Below are 17,149 nucleotides of genomic sequence, written 5' to 3'. Positions count from 1 at the left end.
GCAGTGCCGGTCAGCGCGAGTGGATCTCAGCACGCAGCACGCTCACCACGCGCTCGATGTCAGCGCTGTCGATGGGGCTCGCGAGGGTGAAGCGCACGGCCGTCTGCGCGAGCTCGGGCGCGAGCCCCATCGCGAGCAGCGCGGGCGACGGCTCATCCTTCCCCGCGGCGCAGGCCGATCCCGACGAGACCGCGAACCCCGCCGCGTCGAGCGCCACCAGCAGCGACTCGCCGCTCGCCGAGGCCATGACGAAGGAGGCGTGCCCCGGCAGCCGCTCGCTCGGATGCCCCGTGAGCCGCGCTCCCGGCACCTCGGCGAGCACACGCTCGACCAGTTCGTCGCGACTGCGCGCGAGCGCGAGGGCGCGGGTGCCGATCTCTCGGGCGGAGGCGGCGACGGCCGCCGCGAAACCGGCGATCGCCGCCACGTTCTCGGTGCCCGAGCGCCGGCCGCCCTCCTGCCCCCCGCCGTGCAGCAGGGGTTCGAGCGGCAGATGGGCGCGCACGAGCAGGGCGCCGGCCCCCTGCGGGCCGCCGAACTTGTGCGAGGCCACCGTCATCGCGTCGACCCCGGAGCCTGGCCATGCGGTCGCGCCGAGGCCGCCGAACGACACGGGCAGCGAGGCCGCCGCCTGCACGGCATCGGTGTGCACGAGCGCCCCGCGCGACCCGGCCTCGGCTGCGATCTCGGGCATCGGCTGCACGGTTCCGACCTCGGCGTTCGCGAGGCCGACCGAGACCAGCGTCGTGTCGTCGCGCAGCGTCGCGGCGACGTCCGCAGGATCGACGCGCCCGTGCCGGTCCACGGGCAGCAGGCTCAGCTCGAAGCCGTGCACCCGTTCGAGGAAGCGGCAGCTCTCGAGCACCGAGGGGTGCTCGATCGGAGTGGTCACGAGGTGCCGACCGCGCGGCGCGGCGAGCGAGAGCCCGATGATCGCGAGGTTGTTGGCCTCGGTGCCGCCGCCGGTGAATACGAGTTCGCCTGGCCGCGCCCCGATCGCCGAGGCGATCGCGGCGCGCGCGGCCTCCACGGTCTGCTGCGCGCGGTATCCCGCCTGGTGCACGCTCGACGGGTTGGCGGGCCCCCCGTCAAGTGCCGCGACCACGGCCGCCCGCGCCTCGGGCCTGAGCGGCGCCGTCGCAGCCGCGTCGAGATAGCGCTGAGCGTGCTGCGCGGGGCTCGGCAGGCTCACGGCGCGTCCAGCCCCAGGTCGAGCGCGCGTGCGCCGTGCGTGAGCCGGCCCACCGAGATGACGTCGACGCCGGTCTCGGCGATCCCCGCGACGGTGTCGAGGTCGACGCCCCCGCTCGCCTCAGCGATCGCCCGGCCGTCGATGAGACGCACGCCCTCGACCAGCTCGGGGATCGAGAAGTTGTCGAGCAGGAGGCCGGTCGGCGCGGCGTCGAGCACGGGCGGGATCTGCTCGAGACGGTCGACCTCCACCACGATCGAGGTGGTGTGGCCGGCGCGCTCCCGCAGTCGCCGCAGCGCGCTCGTGATCGACGCGTCGTCGACGGCTCCGAGGGCGGCGAGGTGGTTGTCCTTCACCATGATCGCGTCCGAGAGCCCGAAGCGGTGGTTCGATCCGCCGCCCGCCCGCACCGCGTGCTTCTCGAGCGCCCGCAGGCCCGGAGTGGTCTTCCGCGTATCGGCGATGCGGGCCTGTGTGTGGGCGACGGCGGCGGCGTACCGGGCGGTGAGTGTCGCGACGCCGCTCATCCGCTGGCAGAGGTTCAAGGCGACCCGCTCGCCGGTGAGCACCCCGCGGGCAGGGCCGGCGATGCGGGCGAGGGCCCGCCCGGCGGCGAACGCCTCGCCCTCGTCGGCGAGCGCCGTCACCTCGATGCGCGGGTCGAGCTGCCGGAAGGTCTCGACGATCAGCGGTCCGCCCGCGAAGACGCCGGACTCCCGGGCGACGAGGCGCGCATCGATCTCGGCGCTCGCCGGGATCGCGAGCTCGACGGTCAGGTCGCCCCACGGCGCGTCCTCTGCGAGCGCCGAACGTACGACGGATTCGATGATGTGTGGGGTCAGCACTGCACAAGGCTCCTCTGCCGATCAGGATCCGGGGAAGACTCGGGAGCGCTCGCGAAGGCGAACGCGAAGGCCCGGCGGCGGGCCTGCGCCGGGTCGGTGCGCGGCGCGTCGAGCCGCTGGTGGGCGCCGCGCGACTCGGTTCGCGCCTCCGCAGCGAGCGCGATCATCGCACGGAGGCTCGTGTCGGGGCCGCCGGTCGCGATCGCCCCCGGCCGTGCCTCGGCGACGAGCGCGCGCATGCCGGCTCCCTCGAGCACCCACGAACCGCGGGCCCTCGCGAAGCCCGCGGCGGCGTCTCCCGCCCGGCGGCCGAAGACCAGCCCCTCGAGCAGCGAGTTCGAAGCGAGGCGATTCGCCCCGTGCACGCCGGTCGCCGCCGTCTCTCCCGCGACGAACAGTCCCGGCACCGAGGTGCGGCCCCGCAGGTCGGAGGCGACGCCGCCCATCGTGTAGTGAGCCGCGGGCGAGACGGGCACGAGCTCTCGGCTCCAGTCGATGCCGTGCTCGGCGACCGCGGCGGTGATCCCGGGGAAGCGGCGGGCGAGCGATCCGGCTCCCCCCTCGCGCTCGACGCACCTCGCGTCGAGCCACAGCCGGGACTCCCCACGCTCCAGCATCGCCCGCTGCATCTCGCGCGACACCACATCGCGCGGCGCGAGCTCCGCGAGGGGATGCCGCCCCACCATGAAGCGCGCCCCCGAGCCGTCGCGCAGCACTGCGCCCGCACCGCGCACCGCTTCGGACACGAGCACGCCCGAGCCGTGCAGCACCGTGGGATGGAACTGCACGAACTCCAGGTCGGCGAGCACCGCGCCCGCCCGCGCCGCCAGCACCACTCCCTCGCCGCGCGAAGAGGTCGGATTGGTCGAGCGCTCGTAGAGCGCGGCGTACCCGCCCGTCGCGAGCACCACCGCATCCGCGCGACGATCCTCCAGCGCCTCACCGACGGTGCTCCGCAGCACCGCGCCGCGCACCGCACCCGCCTCGCTCAGCAGCTCGACGGCGACACGATCCTCCAGCAGCTCGATCCGCCCCGCAGCCGCCTCGACCAGCACGCGCGCCACGAGATGCTCGTGCAGCACTGCGCCGGTGCGATCGCCCCCGGCGTGCACGATGCGGGCACGGCCGTGCGCCCCCTCGAGCCCGAGGCGCGGCGCCCCCGACTCGGCGCGGTCCGCGTCGAAACCGCCCCGCAGCAGCGCTCGCACCGCTCGGGCGCCCTCGCCGGTCAGCACCTCCGCCGCCTCGGCGTCGACCAGCCCCGCCCCCGCCGCGACGGTGTCGGCGAAGTGCGCCTCCGGCGTATCGCCGAAACCGATCGCCGCGGCGATCCCGCCCTGCGCGAGGGCGGTGCTGCCGCCCGACGCGGCGCGCTCGGCCTCGTCGGCTCCGCCCAGGCGGCCGGGCACCACGAGCGTCGTCGCCGCCCCGGCCCGAGCCGCGGCGAGTGCGCACGAGAGCCCCGCGACCCCCGAGCCGATGACGAGGATCACGGGCGGGCCGCGAGCATCCGCTCGAGGGCGACCCGGGAGTCGCCCGCCACGTCGTCGGAGACCCGGATGCGGTTCGGCGCAGAGCCGTCGAGCAGCGACTCGAGCGTCCAGGCGAGGTATGCCGGGTGGATGCGGTACATCGTGGAGCAGGGGCACACGACGGGGTCGAGGCAGAACACCGTGAGCTCGGGGTGCTGCTCCTGCAGACGATTGACGAGGTTGATCTCGGTGCCGACCGCGATCACGTCGCCGGGCGCCGCCGCCTCGATCTCCCTGCGGATGTACTCGGTCGATCCCGCACCGTCCGCGGCCTCCACGACCGCGGCCGGGCACTCCGGGTGCACGATCACGCGCACGCCCGGGTACTCGGCGCGCGCGCGCTCGATCTGCTGCACGGTGAAGCGCTTGTGCACCGAGCAGAACCCGTTCCAGAGGATCACGCGAGCGTCGCGCAACTGCTCGACCGTGTTGCCGCCGAGCGGGAGGTGGGGCCGCCACAGCGGCATCAGCTCTTCGGAGATGCCCATCGCCTTCGCGGTGTTGCGGCCGAGGTGCTGATCCGGGAAGAACACGACGCGCTGACCGCGCTCGAACGCCCACTCCAGCACCGTTCGGGCGTTCGACGAGGTGCAGACGATGCCCCCGTTGCGCCCGCAGAACGCTTTGATCGCCGCCGACGAGTTCATGTAGGTCACCGGGATCACCCCTCGCTTCGCTCCGGGGGCTGACGCTGTGACGGCACCAGTCGAAGATTCGAACGCTGCGTCTTCTCGGTTTTCGCCTGCAGGGTGCAGACCGTTCTCGCTCTCGGCGCCCAGCGCGCCCGTCAGCTCCTCCCAGCAGCGTTCGACCTGCTCGATCGTCGCCATGTCGGCCATGGAGCAGCCCGCGGCGAGGTTCGGCAGCACGACCGCCTGCGACGGCCCGGAGAGGATGTCGGCGGTCTCGGCCATGAAGTGCACGCCGCAGAACACGAAGGCCTCGGCCTCGGGGTGCGCCTTCGCGGCCTGGGCCAGCATGAAGGAGTCGCCCACGAAGTCGGCGTGCTGCACGATCTCGTCGCGCTGGTAGAAGTGGCCGAGGATCTGCACGCGGTCGCCGAGCCGCTGCTTGGCGGCGACGATCCAGTCGTGCAGCTGCTCGTCGGAGGCGTCGGTGTACCGCGAGGGCAGCGGGCCCTGGCGCGGGGCGTCGCCCGGGATCGCGTCCGGCGCCGAAGCGCCCGGACCGTAGCCCGCGGAGCGGTCGATCGCCCAGGGGTCGCTGGCGAGACCGGAATCGCAGCTCGAGACGCCGGTCGCCCGCAGCGCGATGGGCCGACGATGCGACGCCGGGCCGCTCGCGGGCTTCTGCGGAGGTCGCGCGGCGCTCTCGCGCTCGGCGGCCGCTCGGATGAGTTCGTGCACGCTCGTCATGGTGTGCTCCTCGGTGTCGGGTCTTGGGGTTCGGCCGTCTCCCGTGACCGGGCTGCGGCACGGGTCGGCTGGTCGGGGCGGCCGGGAGGCGCCGTGAGCGGCTCGTCCCGAAAGCGGTAGAGGCGGGCGGGCCGGTGCCGAGCGCCGGTCTCGACCTCGCCGGTGTCGACGAGGTTGCCCTGCGCGAGGGCCTGGCGCCTGAAGTTCGCCGGGTCGACGGTCTCGCCGAGCACGGCCTCCGTCACGGCGCGCAGCCGTCCGAGGGTGAAGACGGGCCCGAGGAATCGGTGCGCGACCGCCTCGTACTCGGTCTTGGAGCGCAGGCGCGCGAGCGCGTAGGCGACGATCTCGGCGTGGTCGAAGGCCAGCTCGGGCAGCCGGTCGGCCGAGAACCAGACCACGTTCGGGTCGGGGTCGCCGGGCGGTGTCCGCCGATCCGTGCGGGCCTCGCCGGTGCGCCCGGCCTCGGCCTCGGGGGCCGCACCGGGTGCGCCGCTCGTCGTCTCGCCTGGATCCGGGTCGTCCCAGCGCCGGGGGCGCTCGGGATCCCTGCGCGGGTCGACCGCCTCGCCGGATGCGGGAGCCGTCGGCGCGAGCAGGTCGCGCTCCCCGTACAGCGCCCAGTAGGCGATGGTGACGAGCCGCTGTGCTTCCGCGGAGCGCTCGACGCCGCCGAAGGAGTAGAGCTGCTCGAGATACCCGGGATCCCGCAGCACGGCCGCGCGCAGGGTGCGCAGCGCGGTGTCCGAGAGGGTCTCGTCCCACTGGGTGGGGCCGCCGGGCAGCGCCCAGCACCCCAGGAACGGCGCCCGGGTGCGGCGCACGAGGGGCAGCCAGAGCGTGATGGCGGCGTCGGCCCCGCCGGTGCGCCCCTGCTGATCGCCGATGAGGGCGTCCTCCGGCGGTCGCAGCGCGAAGGCGACCGTCGAGACCGCCACCGCCGGAGGCAGGGTGCGTCGCTCGCTCACACTCGCGTTCTCGTACGGCACGGTTCTCCTCGTCGGGGCGGCAGCGGGTTCGCGCCCGGTTCCGCCAACTTATAGTCACAATGACTATAAGTCAATTCGCTCCCAGCGCAATCCCACCCAGGACACAAGAAGGTCACGAAGCTGTCGCAATGCCGGTATCTGGGATAGGCTCGCCGCAAGACCAGTAATGCCGAACGTTGGAGCACTCCAGACACGTTTTATCGCTGCGGCCCGCCGCAGCACGCACCACCAGTCTCCACGTCGGCGCCGTCGCCGTGGCACCCGGGTCGCATCACGCGGCCAGCAACACACGAAGGAAACACACTATGGCCATCGGCACCGTGAAATGGTTCAACTCCGAAAAGGGCTTCGGCTTCATCACCCCCGACGACGGAGCTTCCGACGTCTTCGCGCACTTCAGCGCGATCCAGGGCAACGGCCGTCGCGACCTCTTCGAGAACCAGCGCGTCGAGTTCGACGTCGAGCAGGGCCCCAAGGGTCTGCAGGCGAGCAACATCCGCGCGCTCTAAGCACAGCGCGACACCCGGCGGGGGTGCGGGGCTTCGGCCCCGCACCCCCGCTGCTGTTTCGGCCGACCCCGAACCCGGGATCCGACACCCCGCTGCCCGGCGCGCCCGTCAACCTGCCACCCGCGCGGCGCTCAGCCCGCCACCCGCCGCGGCATTCAGTCCGCGACCCGGTAGCGCAGATAGACCGTGCCGTTGTCGAAGCCGCGCTGCTCGAGCAGCCGCAGTTCGCAGCGAACCCCCTCAGGGAAGAATCGCTTGCCTCCGCCCACCACGACCGGGGCCACGAACAGCCCGATCTCGTCGACGAGGCCCGCCCGCAGCGCCTGGGCGGCGAGCATCGGCCCGTCGATCGTGAGGTCGTGGTCGAGGTTCAGCTTCAGTTCCCGGATCTCGTCGGGATCGAAGGATCGGCGCAGCGTCGTGCGCGCGCTGCGGGGCTCGTGGAGGCTCGTAGAGAAGACGATCTTGTCGCACGACCGCCACAGTCGCGCATAGTCGGCGATCCCCGCGGGCAGCTCCTCGTCGAGACCCGCGGTCTCCCAGTAGACCATCGTGTCGTACATGCGCCGCCCGTAGAGATAAGTGCCGACCGACCGGGTGCTCTCGGCGACGAACTCGTGCAGTTCCTCGCTCGCGACTCCCCAGTCGAAGGCGCCGTGCGCATCGGCGACGTAGCCGTCGGCCGTCACGATCATCGAGTAGATCAGTGCACCCATCAGCGTCTCCTTCGCTCGCCGCGCGCGGTCACGACTCCAGTATCGCCCCGCGGCGCGCCCGACCGGCTGCGCGGATCCTCCGAGCCGGCTCCGCCTGGCGCGGGCCTCGCGGGAGCGAACCGGCGCGGGCGCCCCTTTTGTGCATTCGCCACACCCGGCTCGACAGTGCTTCGGACGCCGCACTACATTCGGGGCACCGCGTCCGAATCGAAACTGGGGATCCATGTCAACGTCGACCTACCCGCACCTCTTCGCGCCCCTCGACCTGGGCTTCGTCACGCTACCCAACCGCGTGCTCATGGGATCGATGCACCTCGGCCTCGAGGAGGCGCCCGACGGGGCCCAGCGCCTCGCCGCGTTCTACCGCGAGCGAGCCCGCGGCGGGGCCGCACTCATCGTGACGGGCGGCATCGCCCCCAATGCCGCGGGGCGGCTCACCCCGGGCGCCGCGACGCTCGAGCACGAGGAGCAGCTGCCCCACCACCGCACCGTCACCGACGCCGTGCACGAGGAGGGAGGCAGGATCGCGCTGCAGATCCTGCACGCCGGCCGCTACGGCGCGCACCCCGACATCGTCGCCCCCAGCCCGATCCAGGCCCCCATCTCGCCGCTCACCCCGCGCGAGCTCGACGACGCCGAGATCGAGCGCACCATCGACGACTTCGCCCGCACGGCCCGCCTGGCCCGGCTCGCCGGGTACGACGGGGTCGAGATCATGGGCTCCGAGGGCTACCTCATCAACCAGTTCACGGCCCGGCGCACCAACCATCGCGAAGACCGCTGGGGCGGTTCCTTCGACAACCGCCTGCGGTTCCCCGTCGAGATCGTGCGGCGGGTGCGCGAGGCCGTGGGCGAGCGCTTCATCGTGATCTACCGGCTCTCGATGCTCGAGCTCGTGCCCGAAGGAGCCACCCTCGACGAGGCGACGGAGCTGGCGAGACGCGTCGAGGCGGCGGGCGCGACCATGATCAACTCCGGCATCGGCTGGCACGAGGCGCGCGTGCCCACGATCGCGAGCTCGGTGCCGCGGGCGGCCTTCGCCTGGGTGACGCAGCGCTTCGCGAGCGCCGTGTCGATCCCGCTCATCACCACCAACCGCATCAACAGCCCCCGCACGGCCGAGCGGCTGTTGGCCGAGGGCGGCGCCGACATGGTCTCGCTCGCCCGCCCGTTCCTCGCCGATCCCGAGTTCGTGAGCAAGGCTGCGGCGGGAACGCCCGAACGCATCAACACCTGCATCGCCTGCAACCAGGCGTGCCTCGACCACACCTTCTCGGGCCGGCCGGCGTCGTGCCTCGTGAACCCGCGGGCGGGCAGCGAGACCGAGCTGATCATCGCGCCCGCCCTCACCCGGAAGCGCGTCGCGGTCGTCGGTGCAGGACCGGCCGGGCTCGCCTGCGCGACCACGGCGGCGTCGCGCGGCCACGAGGTCACCCTGTTCGAGGCCGCGGATCGCATCGGCGGGCAGCTGAACGTTGCGCTGCAGGTGCCCGGCAAGAGCGAGTTCCGCGAGACGCTGCGCTACTTCGGGGTGCGCATCGAGGAGACCGGGGTCGAGCTGCGGCTCGGGCACCGGGTCGCCGCCGAGGAGCTCGCGGCGCACGATTTCGACGAGGTCGTCGTGGCCACGGGCGTCGTGCCGCGCCGCCCCGAGATCCCGGGCCTTGATCACCCGAGCGTGCTCGGATATCTCGACGTGCTGCGCGAGAAGGCGCCCGTGGGCGATCGCGTCGCGATCCTCGGCGCCGGCGGCATCGGCTTCGACGTCGCCGAGTACCTGACGGCGCCCGCCGACGATCCGGGCTGGAGCGACGCCGCGGCGCAGGATCCCGCCGCCCTCGACGCCTTCCTCGAGCTCTGGGGCGTCGACCGCGACTACGCGCGAGCCGGCGGTCTGCGGACCCCGCTCGAGGAGCGGCCCGCCCGCAGCGTGGTGATGCTGCAGCGCAAGGCCGGCAAGCTCGGGGCCGGCCTCGGCAAGACCACCGGCTGGATCCATCGCACCGAACTCGCCCGCCGCGGCGTGCGCATGGTGCCGGGCGCCGAGTACCTCGGCATCGACGACGCGGGCCTGCGGGTGCGGGTGCCCCACGGCGAGGCCGCGCCGGGCGCGCCCGAGAGCGGGGCCGCCGAGGAGCGCACGATCGCGGTCGACACGATCGTGCTGTGCACGGGGCAGGAGCCCGCGCGGGAGCTGCACGGCGAACTCGCGCGGCTCGGGATCGACGCGCGCCTCATCGGGGGCGCCGACGTGGCGGGCGAGCTCGACGCGAAGCGCGCGATCGCGCAGGGCACCAGGGTCGCCGCCGCGCTGTAGGGCGAGGCCTCCCTGGCGCGTCGCCCGGGGCGCCTCCCCCGCACCGCGCCCGCAGCCCGGGCCCTTTCCCCCATTCCTGCTTCCCCATTCTCCCTTCCCTTCCCCTTCCCTTTCCCTTCCCCTTCCCCGTTCTTGCTTCTTCCTTACCGCTTCCCCCTCCCCCCTTTTCTCCCCCTTCCCGGCCGCGAATGGTCGAAAAGCGCGCCCGCAGCGGCGAGAGGCAGCACTTATCGACCACTCGATGGCGTCAGCGTCAGCGTCACCCCCCAACCAGCGTCACCCCGCCAGTGCGATCCCACCAGCAGCACCCCGCCAGCGCGACCCCACCAGCGCCACCCCGCCAGCGCGACCCCACCAGCAGCGCCCCGCCAGGAGCCCCTACCAGCGCACCTCCGATCGCGCCGGGGCGAGCCGTCAGCCGCGAGGCTCGAGCGTGGCTCGCGCGGTCGCGAGCGCGTCGAGCAGCATGAGATCGAGGCGGTTGCGCCCCGCACCCCGGTCGGCCCAGCGCCACACCGCGGAGACGAGCGCGGCCGCGTACCCGGCTCCCGCCACGCAGGCGCGCACGGCTTCGACGCCGTCGCGTTCGAGCCGAGCCGCAATCGCGGTGCCGATGCGCAGCTGGCGCGCGGCGCGGCCGGCCTCGAGTTCGGGCTCGACCCCCATCGTGCGGGCGTCGACGATGGCGAGGGCGAGCGTGTCGGGGGTGTCGCCGAGGGCGAAGACCGCGAGGGCGTCGGCGAGGGGCGGCGCGGGATCGGCGAGTGCGTCGAGCAGCGCGTCGACGCGGCGGTCGAAGCCGAACCACAGGATCTCAGATTTGCCCGCGAAGTAGTTGAAGAAGCTCGACCGACTCACCCCGGCCCTGCGGGCGATCTCGGTGATGGAGGTCGCCTCGTACCCTTGTTCGAGGAACAGCTCGCACGCCGCGTCGGCGAGCACCTCGCGGGAGGAGGCGGGCGGGCGCCCGCGCGTGGGAGAGCTCATGCCAATACCCTACTCAGCCGGCCGGCTCCCGCTTCGGCCGCGGGGCAGGACGCAGCGCGCGTCGTGCGCGTGAGACGGGACCCGGTGCATGCGGTGTGCGCTAGTATCGATTTGTTGAACCGGATCTAATAAATCCTGAGGATTCGAATCCGACCCCTCTCCAGCCCCGACCCGAGGAGCTTCACGCACCCATGTCCCGACACTCCGCCCGCCCGCTCTCGCTGATCGCGCTCGCCGCGGCCGGCGCCCTCGCCCTCAGCTCGTGCAGCGCCGACGCCGGCGACGCCGCCCCGCAGGAGGGCGGCACGCTGATCTATGCGACCGGCGACGCCGAGCCGACCTGCCTCGATCCCCACGTGGGCGGCAACTACCCGCAGGCCCTCATCTCGACCCAGTACCTCGAGCCCTTGGTGGGCCGCGACGCGAGCGGCCAGATCCAGCCGTGGCTCGCGACCGAGTGGCAGCCGAGCGACGACGGCCTCACCTGGGACTTCACGCTGCAGGAGGGCGTGACCTTCACCGACGGCACTCCGCTCGACGCCGCCGCGGTCAAGGCGAACATCGAGCACCTGCAGGATCCGGACACGCAGTCCTCCACCGGCTACCTCGCCGTGCAGAAGATCGCCGAGATCGAGGTCGTCGACGACACGCACGTGCGCTTCCACCTCTCCTCCCCCGACTCGGCCCTGCTCGAGTCGCTGAGCCAGCAGTGGACCGCGATCCAGTCGCCCGCCGGCATCGAGCGCGGCATGGAGGAGAACTGCCAGGCCCCGATCGGCACCGGCCCGTTCATCGTCGAGGGCTGGACGCCGCAGCAGCAGGTCGACCTGGTGCGCAACGACGACTACCGCACCCCCGGTCCCGAGGCCGACCACGAGGGCCCCGCGCACCTCGAGCGCATCGAGTGGCGCTTCATCCCCGATGCGGCGACCCGCAATGCGGCGCTCACCTCGGGTGAGGTGCACGTCATCGACAACCCGCTTCCCGCCGACATCGTCGCGGCCGAGAACGGTGGCGACGGCATCGAGCACATCGACGCCCCCCGTCCGGGCGCCGTCAACCGCATCGAGCTGAACTCGGGTCAGGCGCCGTTCGACGACGCCCGCGTGCGCGAGGCGTTCATCCGCGTCGCCGATCCGAACCCCGGGGTCGAGTCCCTGTTCCGGGGCGTCGCGACGCGCTCGTACTCGCCGCTCTCGAGCACCGAGCCGACCGCGGCCGGCGACGAGTCGCTGTTCGAGACCGACCCCGATGCCGCGAACGCGCTGCTCGACGAGGCGGGCTGGACCGAGAAGGGCGACGACGGGGTGCGCGTGAAGAACGGCGAGCGCCTCGACGTGCGCTTCCCGGTCAGCACCAACCAGTCGACCGCCGCCGAGCAGTCGCTCTTCGAGCAGATCCAGGCGAACGCGGCGGTCGTCGGCTTCGACGTGATCCTCGAACCGGTCGACCTCAGCAGCTGGTACGGCGCGCTCGCCGCGCACGAGTACGAGGCCGTCAGCGCCCCCTACACCAAGGTCGGCCCCGACGTGCTGCGCGTCCTGTACCACTCCGACGGCACCATCCCGGCGCCGTCGGGCTACTTCGCCAACAACGCGCAGCTCAAGGATCCCGAGCTCGACGCGATCCTCGAGCAGGCCTCGGCCACCCTCGCCGAGGCGCAGCGTACGAAGCTCTACGCCGAGGCGCAGCAGCGCATTCTCGAGAGCTACACCGTGCTGCCGCTCTACGACCAGCAGAATCACTTCCTGGTGAACGGCGTCGAGGGCGTGACCACCCTCGGCACGGTGGCCACCCCCACGTTCGTCAACGCACGGATCGCCTGAGCGGCGACCGGCAGAATAGGCGTATCCGAGTGCGAGGCGTTCGCCCCGATGGGCCGACCCGCAGCGGCGTCCCGTGCCCGACCGGCGCAGGACGCCGCTCCGCGGATCGGCGCGCCGGGGGGCGAGCCGCGCGCACCGCTTCGACCGAGGGGCAGCAGTTCACGTGAGAGCCAGAGGGATCGCGCGCGCGTTCGCGACGCGGATCGGTGCAGCCCTGCTCGTGGTCTGGTTGACCGCCACCGTCGTGTTCTTCGCGCTGCGACTCTCGGGCGACCCGCTCGAGGCGATCATGGGCGGACCGGGATCGCAGGCCGGTGCCGAGGCGACGGACCGCGCGCGAGAGGCCTACGGGCTCGACCGGCCCCTCGTCGTGCAGTACCTCGCGCAGCTGTGGAACACGGCGACGCTGCAGTTCGGCGACTCCTACTCCCGGAAACAGCCGGTGGCCGAGCTGCTCGCCGCGAACCTGCCGCCCACGCTCGTGATCGCGACGCTCGCGCTGCTGCTCGCCTGGGTGCTCGTGGTGCTCGGCGCGCTCGTCGTCGCGGTCGCGGGCCGCGGCCGCGTCGGCCGCGCGATCCGTTCGGCGCTGGCCGGCCTCGAGACGGTGGCATCGGTCGCCCCGCAGTTCTTCGTGGGAGCCGTGCTGATCCTCGTCTTCGCGAGCGGCCTCGGCCTGTTGCCCGCGACGAGCGGATCGTCGCCCACCGGCCTCGTGCTGCCCGTCGTGACGCTCGCCGTGCCGATCGCGGGCTATCTCGCGCACGTGCTGCAGGGATCCCTCGTCGAGGCCGATGACGCCCCGTTCGCCGTGACGGCCCGCTCGCGGGGGGCGTCGGAGGCGCGGGTGCTGTTCAGCCACACGCTGCGCCACGCCGCGCTGCCCGCGCTCGCGCTGTCGGGGTGGGCGTACGGCTCGCTGCTGAGCGGAGCCGTAGTGGTGGAGGCGCTCTTCGCCCGGCAGGGCATCGGGCGCATGCTGCTCGAGGCGGCGACGGTGCGCGACGTGCCGGTGGTGATCGGGGCGGTCGTGGTGATCGCACTGCTGTACGTGGCGATCATGCTGCTCTCGGATCTGCTCGAGCACCTGGTCGATCCGCGACTGCGCCACCGAGGGGTGATCCCCGCATGAGTGCTCGGCGATTCGGAGGACGCGAGGGCGGGGTCGTGCTCGGCCTGCGCCTCGGATGGTCGGGATGGATCAGCACGGCGATCCTGCTGCTCGCCCTCGTCGCGGTCTGCGCACCGCGACTGCTCGCCCCCGGCGACCCGCTCGCGGTGCACCCGGCCGACAGCTTCCAGCCGCCCTCGGCAGCGCACCTCTTCGGCACCGACGAGTCCGGCCGCGATCTCTTCACCCGCGTCGTGCACGGCGCCGCCGCGTCGGTGGGCATCGGCCTCGCGGCGACCGGCATCGGCATCGGCGTCGGGGCGGCGCTCGGCTTCGCCGCCGGGCTCGGCCCGCGCTGGCTCGACGGTTCGCTCGACCGCGTCTTCGAGGTGCTGTTCGCGCTGCCCACGCTCGTGATGGCGCTGCTGTTCATCTCGGTGATGGGATCCGGCCCCACCGCGTCGATCCTCGCGATCGGCCTCGCCACGATCCCCGGCTACGCGCGCATGCTGCGCGCTCGTGTGCGCGGCATCGCGGCCAGCGGCTACGTGGAGTGGGCCCGACTCGACGAGGTGGGCCCGGCGCGGGTATTCGTGCGGCACATCGCGCCGAACTCGCTGTGGCCGCTGGCCTCGGCCGCGACGCTCGGGATCGGCCAGGCCATCGTCTGGGTGTCGGCGCTCGGCTTCCTCGGTCTCGGGGCCCTGCCTCCCTCGCCCGAGTGGGGGGCGATGCTGAACGCGGGGCGCGTGTACCTCACGACGGCCTGGTGGATGACGGTGTGCCCGGGCCTCGCGATCGTGCTGGTCGCGGGGGCGCTCACGGTGCTGGGGCGACGATTGGGGAATGCTCGTGACTAGGTCGGTTCCGACCGGGGACGGCGCGACGGCCGTGCTCGAGGTCGAGGGGCTCAGTGCGGCGCTGCGCGGCCCGCGGTCGGGTTTCGGCGCGAGCGCCCGGGGCACGCGCGATGCGGGAGGCCCGGCCGGCGACCGGCCCGTGCTCGACGGCATCGATCTGCGGGTGCGCCCCGGCGAGTGCGTGGCGGTGGTCGGCGAATCGGGCGCCGGCAAATCGGTGCTCGCCCGCACCCTGCTCGGACTGACCCAGGCGGACCCCCGCTGGACGGTACGCGCCGACGCCTTCGAAGCGGCGGGCCGCGATGCCCGCAGGTTCACGCCCCGGCAGTGGCGCGGGCTGCGGGGGCGTTCCGTGTCGCTCGTGCTGCAGGACGCGCTGCAGTCGCTCGACCCGCTGCGCACCATCGAGGCCGAGGTCGGCGAGGCCCTCGCGGTGCGCGGGATCGGCCGCCGCGAGCGGCGCGCCGCCGTGATCCGCGCGCTCGAGGGGGCCGGCCTCCCCGACGCCGCATCCCGCCTGCGGCAGCGATCGGGCGAGCTGTCGGGCGGCATGCGTCAGCGGGCGCTCATCGCATCGGCGCTCGTGCACGAGCCCGAGCTGCTCGTCGCCGACGAGCCGACCACCGCGCTCGACCCCACCACGGCGACCCGCGTGCTGCGCCTCTTCGACGAGGTGAAGCGGCGGGGCACGGCGATCCTGCTCATCAGCCACGATCTCGCAAGTGTCGCCCGCGTCGCCGATCGGATCGCCGTGCTGGACCGGGGCCGCGTCGTCGAGCAGGGCGCCGCCGAGCAGATCCTGCACCGGCCCGCCCACCCCGTCACCCGCGCGCTCGTCGACGCGATCCCGCGCGGCCCGAAGCCCCGGTCGGCGAGCCGAACCGCCGCCGAAGCCTCCGGCTCCCCCGCCTCCTCCGATTCACCCGCGCTGCTCGCGCTGCACGGCGCCGCTCGCCGCTTCCCGGCTCCCGACGGCGGCACGACGGGTCTGCACGGGGTCGACCTCGTGCTGCGGCGCGGTGAGGCCGTCGGCGTGGTCGGCGAGTCCGGGGCGGGCAAGAGCACACTCGCGCGCATCCTCGTGGGCGCCGAGCAGCCGGACGCGGGATCGGTCGAGCGCGTCGATCCCGGGTGCCGCGTGCGGCTCATCCCGCAGGACCCCCTTTCCACGTTCGACCCGCGCTGGCGGGTCGGCAGGATCCTCACCGCCTCGCTGCGCGACGCCGGCCGCTCGCCCGTCGAACTGCTCGCGCAGGTCGGGCTCGGCCCCGAGTACCTGCATCGCCGACCCGCGACGCTCTCGGGCGGTCAGCGCCAGCGCATCGCGATCGCGCGAGCCCTCGCCGCAGAACCCGACGTGCTCGTCTGCGACGAACCGGTGTCGGCGCTCGACGTGACCACGCAGGCCGGCATCCTGCGACTGCTGCGGGATCTGCAGGAGCGGCGCGGCGTCTCGCTCGTGTTCGTCTCGCACGATCTCGCGGCGGTGCGCACCGTGTGCGACCGCGTGCTCATCATGCGCGACGGGCGCGTCGTCGAGTCGGGTGAGACGGAGCGGGTGTTCGCGGATCCGGGCGACCCCTTCACGCGGGAGCTCATCGCGAGCGCGGCCGCCGACTAGAGACCCGTGCTTCCGAGATGCGGAGCATCGGATTGCCGGTTCATCATCTCGACGAGCAGCGGTTCAGCGCCCCGCATCTCGAAGAGGGGCGGGCGGGTGCCCGGACCCTCAGGCCGGCTCGACGCGCGAGCTGTCCCGGTAGAGCCGGATGAGGCCCTCGAGGCCGTCGTCCTCGAACCGTTCGAGCTGGCGGCGGGCCGGGCCGCCGGTGCGGCGCAGGCGCTCGACGTAGCCCCGCACGCGCTCGAGGTCGTCGGTGCGGCGCAGCTCGGCTTCCACCCCCGAGACCATGCGCTCGAGGGTGTCGAAGGCGGGCTCGGAGCGCGCGGTGGTCGGATCGATGAGGTCGGCGCCGAGGCCATCGCGCGCCGCCATCCAGATCGCGCCGTTCACGAGCCCCGGGGTCGCGCGCGGCCGCGGCGCGCCCGCCTCGGCGTCGCTCAGGGCGCGCTCCACGAGGGCGCGCACGAGCACCGCGAAGCAGACGGCGTCCTCGGCCTCCAGCTGCGCATCGGCGATGCGCAGCTCCATCGTCGGGTAGTTCTGGGAGAGCCGAGCCAGCCAGGTCACCACCCCAGAGTCGAGCAGCACGCCGCTGTCGACGAGCTGTTCGACGGCACGTGCGTAGTCGTCGCCGCTCTCGAAGTCGGGCGGGAACCCGGCCACCGGCCACGACATGTTCATGATGTGGCGCCAGCTCGCGAAGCCCGTCGGCTCGCCGCACCAGAGCGGGGAGTTCGCGGTCATCGCGAGCAGCGCCGGCGCCCACGGCGCCAGCCGGGCGAGCACCTCGACCCCGGCGTCGGGAGACGGGATCTCGACGTGCACGTGCGTGCCGGTGACGTACTGGTAGGCCGCGGCGTTCCTCAGCTGCGCGTCGAGCTCGCGGTACCGTGACTTCGGCGTGACGGTTCCGGCCGCGTCGCCGCCGACGGGCGGCAGGCCGCTGCCTGCCAGCACGATGCCGCGATCCGCGGCCTCACGCGACAGCGCGCTGCGAAAGCCCGTGAGCGTGTCGAGCGCTTCCTCGGCGGTGCGGCACACCGGGGTGGCGGTTTCGAGCTGACTCGAGAAGAATTCGCGCTCGGCGGGAGCCACCGAGTTCGGAGCCGAGCGCACGAGCTCGGCGGCGAGGTCGGTCGGGGCGCCGTGTTCGACGTCGAGCAGCAGGTATTCTTCCTCGACCCCGAAGCTGCGGAACTCATCGGCTGCCATGTGGCCCTCCTTCGCGTTCAGCCGGCGCGGCGCGCCCCGGCTTGGAGTTCGAG

14 protein-coding genes are annotated in these 17,149 nt (G+C 73.2%); 6 read left to right on the top strand and 8 right to left on the bottom strand.

Features of this window, described 5'->3' with window-relative positions; genetic code table 11:
- Window positions 1-10: 10 nt before the first annotated feature.
- Genes H490_RS19350 through H490_RS19330 form a run of 5 tightly spaced genes read right to left on the bottom strand, consistent with a single transcriptional unit; the run spans window position 11 to window position 5,934 of the window.
- Entirely contained in the window at window positions 11-1,192 is a 1,182-nt protein-coding gene (locus H490_RS19350) for a cysteine desulfurase family protein (protein WP_017883067.1), read from the bottom strand.
- Window positions 1,189-2,037, bottom strand: a complete 849-nt coding sequence (nadC, locus tag H490_RS19345) for a carboxylating nicotinate-nucleotide diphosphorylase (RefSeq protein ID WP_017883066.1) — start codon at window positions 2,035-2,037, stop codon at window positions 1,189-1,191. The genes H490_RS19350 and nadC overlap by 4 nt, the downstream gene beginning before the upstream one ends.
- Entirely contained in the window at window positions 2,031-3,530 is a 1,500-nt protein-coding gene (locus tag H490_RS19340; RefSeq protein WP_017883065.1) for an L-aspartate oxidase, read from the bottom strand. Before H490_RS19340 ends, nadC begins: the two co-directional genes overlap by 7 nt.
- Window positions 3,527-4,945 (bottom strand): quinolinate synthase NadA, encoded by a 1,419-nt coding sequence (gene nadA / locus H490_RS19335; RefSeq protein ID WP_017883064.1) that lies wholly within the window; start codon window positions 4,943-4,945, stop codon window positions 3,527-3,529. Before nadA ends, H490_RS19340 begins: the two co-directional genes overlap by 4 nt.
- Window positions 4,942-5,934 (bottom strand): NUDIX hydrolase, encoded by a 993-nt coding sequence (locus H490_RS19330; protein ID WP_017883063.1) that lies wholly within the window; start codon window positions 5,932-5,934, stop codon window positions 4,942-4,944. Before H490_RS19330 ends, nadA begins: the two co-directional genes overlap by 4 nt.
- A gap of 305 nt (window positions 5,935-6,239) precedes the next feature.
- Between H490_RS19330 and H490_RS19325 the strand changes: the two genes are divergently transcribed.
- The gene (locus tag H490_RS19325) at window positions 6,240-6,443 is read left to right on the top strand and encodes a cold-shock protein (RefSeq protein ID WP_017883062.1); all 204 of its coding nucleotides are present in this window, start codon (window positions 6,240-6,242) and stop codon (window positions 6,441-6,443) included.
- Window positions 6,444-6,598: 155 nt separating this feature from the next.
- On the opposite strand, the gene H490_RS19320 is transcribed toward H490_RS19325, so the two are convergent.
- Window positions 6,599-7,159 (bottom strand): dihydrofolate reductase family protein, encoded by a 561-nt coding sequence (locus H490_RS19320; RefSeq protein WP_017883061.1) that lies wholly within the window; start codon window positions 7,157-7,159, stop codon window positions 6,599-6,601.
- Between the two features lie 223 nt (window positions 7,160-7,382).
- Between H490_RS19320 and H490_RS19315 the strand changes: the two genes are divergently transcribed.
- Entirely contained in the window at window positions 7,383-9,476 is a 2,094-nt protein-coding gene (locus H490_RS19315; protein ID WP_017883060.1) for an NADPH-dependent 2,4-dienoyl-CoA reductase, read from the top strand.
- 414 nt (window positions 9,477-9,890) lie between these two features.
- Here the strand turns inward: H490_RS19315 and H490_RS19310 are convergent, their stop codons facing one another.
- The gene (locus tag H490_RS19310; RefSeq protein ID WP_017883059.1) at window positions 9,891-10,463 is read right to left on the bottom strand and encodes a TetR/AcrR family transcriptional regulator; all 573 of its coding nucleotides are present in this window, start codon (window positions 10,461-10,463) and stop codon (window positions 9,891-9,893) included.
- Between the two features lie 191 nt (window positions 10,464-10,654).
- Here H490_RS19310 and H490_RS19305 point away from each other — a divergent pair, with 191 nt between their 5' ends.
- The 4 genes from H490_RS19305 to H490_RS19290 all read left to right on the top strand — a co-directional run bounded on the left by H490_RS19305 (window position 10,655) and on the right by H490_RS19290 (window position 15,881).
- Window positions 10,655-12,289, top strand: coding sequence for an ABC transporter substrate-binding protein (locus H490_RS19305; protein WP_017883058.1), 1,635 nt, complete (start codon window positions 10,655-10,657; stop codon window positions 12,287-12,289).
- Between the two features lie 163 nt (window positions 12,290-12,452).
- Entirely contained in the window at window positions 12,453-13,421 is a 969-nt protein-coding gene (locus tag H490_RS19300) for an ABC transporter permease (RefSeq protein WP_017883057.1), read from the top strand.
- Entirely contained in the window at window positions 13,418-14,260 is an 843-nt protein-coding gene (locus H490_RS19295; RefSeq protein ID WP_152424175.1) for an ABC transporter permease, read from the top strand. Before H490_RS19300 ends, H490_RS19295 begins: the two co-directional genes overlap by 4 nt.
- Window positions 14,247-15,881: an ABC transporter ATP-binding protein gene (locus tag H490_RS19290; RefSeq protein ID WP_017883055.1), complete on the top strand. Its 1,635-nt coding sequence runs from the start codon at window positions 14,247-14,249 to the stop codon at window positions 15,879-15,881. The genes H490_RS19295 and H490_RS19290 overlap by 14 nt, the downstream gene beginning before the upstream one ends.
- Before the next feature lie 108 nt (window positions 15,882-15,989).
- Here H490_RS19290 and H490_RS19285 read toward each other — a convergent pair whose 3' ends face one another.
- Complete coding sequence (locus H490_RS19285; protein WP_017883054.1) at window positions 15,990-17,096, bottom strand: carboxylate-amine ligase; 1,107 nt, start codon at window positions 17,094-17,096, stop codon at window positions 15,990-15,992.
- Between the last annotated feature and the right edge of the window lie 53 nt (window positions 17,097-17,149).

The sequence above is a fragment of the Leucobacter sp. UCD-THU genome (assembly GCF_000349545.1).
Lineage (GTDB): Bacteria > Actinomycetota > Actinomycetes > Actinomycetales > Microbacteriaceae > Leucobacter > Leucobacter muris.
This window is presented reverse-complemented; position numbering and strand designations above follow the sequence as displayed.